At 69.8% G+C, this 3,002-nt stretch carries 3 protein-coding genes and 1 pseudogene; 2 read left to right on the plus strand and 2 right to left on the minus strand.

The window, feature by feature from the left end:
• A pseudogene (locus tag BIS11_RS14005) lies at positions 1-337 on the plus strand (ATP-dependent protease); the annotation flags it as partial.
• A 9-nt stretch (positions 338-346) separates the two neighbouring features.
• Here BIS11_RS14005 and BIS11_RS14010 read toward each other — a convergent pair.
• Both BIS11_RS14010 and BIS11_RS14015 read right to left on the minus strand, forming a co-directional pair.
• Positions 347-1,177, minus strand: coding sequence for a sulfurtransferase (locus BIS11_RS14010; protein WP_253419465.1), 831 nt, complete (start codon positions 1,175-1,177; stop codon positions 347-349).
• Positions 1,178-1,220: 43 nt separating this feature from the next.
• A complete protein-coding gene (locus BIS11_RS14015; protein WP_253586347.1) occupies positions 1,221-2,162 on the minus strand; it encodes a LysR family transcriptional regulator in 942 nt (313 codons plus the stop codon).
• 34 nt (positions 2,163-2,196) lie between these two features.
• Here BIS11_RS14015 and BIS11_RS14020 point away from each other — a divergent pair.
• Positions 2,197-3,002: MFS transporter (locus tag BIS11_RS14020; protein WP_253586348.1), on the plus strand; the 806-nt coding region annotated here is incomplete at its 3' end.

Here is a 3,002-nt window from a genome sequence, read left to right on the forward strand (position 1 = left end):
GCCGCCGGAGCAGCTCACCGCCCAGACGCCGGGCGAGTCGTCCGAGGCGGTGCGCGAGCGCGTGATGGCCGCCCGCGAGCGTCAGATGGAAAGAGGCGCACTCAACAGCCAGCTCGGCGGCAAGGCGCTGGAAGCCGCCTGCGCCCTCGACGACGAGGAGCGCGCCTGGCTCGCCGGGGTGCTGGAAAGACTCAAGCTTTCGGCCCGCGCCTACCACCGCGTGCTGCGGGTGGCGCTGACGCTTTGTGACCTGGAAGGCGCCCCCAAGCCCGCCCAGGCGCACCTGATCGAGGCGATCGGCTATCGGCAGCTGGATCGGCTGCTGGGCAAGGGCTGAGCTCTCGTCCTACCCGGCGTGACGGCCGCTCATCACCCAGGCCGTCCAGGAGCCGTCGAACAGTGAAAGCCGTTTGTACCCGGCAAGCTCGGCGGCCACCCACAGGATGCAGGCGGTGATGCCGGAGCCGCAGCTGAAGGTCAGGTGATCCTCGGGCGACAGCCCTCTTTCATGCAGCAGCCGCGCGATCGCCTCGGGGCTTTTGAAGTGGCCGTTCTCCAGCACCTCGGGAAAGGGCAGGTTGCAGGCGCCGGGGACATGGCCGCTCGAAAGCTCCGGGCGGGGTTCCGGGGCCTCGCCGGAGAAGCGCCCGGCGCTTCTGGCATCCACCAGCGTGAAGCGCGGCGTGGCGATATTGGCCTCCACGTCGTCCACACTGACCACGCTCGCGTTGGATGTGAGTATGGGTGGCGCGGCGAGCGGCGTGGGGTCGCTATAGCCCTGCTGCATCGGCAGCGACTGCGCCCGCCACCCGGGCAGGCCGCCATCGAGCAGCCGTACGTTCGTGAAGCCCGCCTGGGTCAGCAGCCAGTAGGCGCGCGGGGCCGAAAACACGCCACGGTTGTCGAACACCACGATCTCGTCATCGATCGAAAGCCCGAGCTGCCGGCACGCCTCCTGCAAGGACTCCAGCGCCGGCAGCGTGTGCGGAAAGGGCGCGCTCGGGTCGGAGAAGACCCGCTCGATATCGAACGCGAGCGCGCCGGGTAGCGTGCAGCCGTCCTGTGCAACGAACGGGGCGATGGGGCTATTGGGCAGCGAGGCGTCCAGCACCTTGGGCGGGCTCGCCTGCTCCAGGCGCTTGGCGAGTTCTGGGGCAGAGATCAGCAGGTTCGGCATGGGGTAAGACTCCTTGGGGGTGAGAAAAGGGCCGGCGCGCCCATCACGTCGCCGCGACGATCAGCGCTTCGAGTGCCCGCACGGCGGCTTCGTCGGAGGCGGTGGCCAGCATGAGCGGCGAGGAGGCATCGTCGTCGGCCAGTGCCACGGCCACCGCCTCCCGGGCGATCAGCGCCGCACTTCTGGGCAGGATCGCCACGCCCACGCCGGCCACGGCAAAGCCGATCATGCTCGAGATGTCCGGCAGCTCGAGTGCCCGAACGAGCGACACCCCGGCGCGCTCGGCCAGCGCCTCGACCTGGCGGCGAAGGAAGGTGCGTCCGGCCGCCGGCTGCATCAACAGCCGCTCACCGGCGAGGTCGGCGAGCGCTATGCGCTCGGCCCCGGCCAGTGGATGCGCCTTGTGCAGCAGCGCGAACAGCGGCTCCTCGCTGATACGAGTGAAGCGCAGCCCCGGCGTGGTATCCAAGGCGATATCGGCGCGCAGCAGCGCGACATCGAGCCGGCCCGCGCGCAGCGCATGCAGATGATCGAGTGCGTTGCCGCCGCTGAGCTGCAGGTCGAGCCCCGGGTGGCGCCGGCAGAGCGTCGCCAGCGCCTGGGTGAGCACGCTCGAGTAGAGTGCGCTGGCGGAGTAGCCCAGGCGCAGCCGGCCGATCTCTCCGGCCTCGGCCAGGCGAGCCCGGTGCCGGCTGCGCTGCGCCGCTGCCAATAGTTGTCGCGCCTCGTCCAGAAACACTTCGCCGGCGCGGGTAAGCTGGACGCCGTGGGTATTGCGTGACAGAAGCGTCACGCCCACGGCGGCCTCGAGCTGCTTGATGGCCTGGCTCAAGGGTGGCTGGGTCAGGTGCAGCCGCTTCGCGGCGCGACGGAAGTTGAGCTCTTCGGCGACGCCACGAAATAGCCCAACTGCTTGATCTCGAACATGGCCAGACGACTCACGGTGAGAGGAAAACCGACATTCCGCTAAGCGAGCCTTCAACATACCCTAAGCGCTTCGTTCAGCCCAGGGAGCGCCCATGCGCCTTTTGATCCTCGCCACCTCGACCGGGGCGTTCTTCAATCTCTACCAGCTCCAGGCGGTCTACCCCTGGCTCGCCGCCCGGCTGGAGGCGAGCCTGACCCAGGCGGGCTGGCTCAACATGGCCACGCTGCTCGGCATGATGTTCGCCGCCCCCTTCGCCAGCCGCTGGACGCGCCGCCTGGCGCCGGTCAACGCCATCCTCGCCGGCATCGGGCTGCTGGTCGTGCTCAACGCCCTGCTGGCGGCGAGCGCCACGCTCACGGGCCTGTGGCTCGTTCGCCTGGCCCAAGGGGTCGTGCTGCCCTGCGTGCTCACCGCCTGCGTGGCGCTTCTGGCGGGCGCCGAGAACGAGCGCCAGCGCGCGCAGTGGGTGGGGCTGTTCGTGACCGGCACCATCGCCGGCAGCACCTTGAGCCGCTTCTACCCCGCCTGGGCGCTCGATACGCTGGGCTGGGCCGGCGGGTTCGGCAGCGCCGCGGGGCTTCTTGGCGTGGTGTGGCTGATCCTTCTGCGCCAGCGCCGGCATACCCCTGAATACGCAGCGTCCGCCGCCCAACCGCCCTTCCGCGCCCTCCTGAAAAAGGCGCTTGCCGAGACGCGGCTGCGGCTTGCCTTCATCGTCGGCTTCAGCCTGCTCTTCACCCAGAGCGCCATCTTCACCGCGCTGGGGCTCAAGCTCGCCCAGCCGCCCTTCCTGCAAAGCGCCGCGCAGATCGGGCTCGTCTACCTGGCGAGCCTGCCCGCCATCGCGGCGGTGCTGGCAAGCCCCCGGCTCTACCAGAATCGCCGGGAGGCGCCCTT

Origin of the sequence: Halomonas sp. 707D4 (genome assembly GCF_024158685.1) — a bacterium.
Classification (GTDB): domain Bacteria; phylum Pseudomonadota; class Gammaproteobacteria; order Pseudomonadales; family Halomonadaceae; genus Vreelandella.

What these genes read in the sequence shown, in the direction of transcription:
- BIS11_RS14010 (WP_253419465.1), bottom strand. Translation starts at nt 1,177, where the DNA reads ATGCCGAACCTGCTGATCTCTGCCCCAGAACTCGCCAAGCGCCTGGAG.
- BIS11_RS14015 (WP_253586347.1), bottom strand. Translation starts at nt 2,162, where the DNA reads ATGTTGAAGGCTCGCTTAGCGGAATGTCGGTTTTCCTCTCACCGTGAG.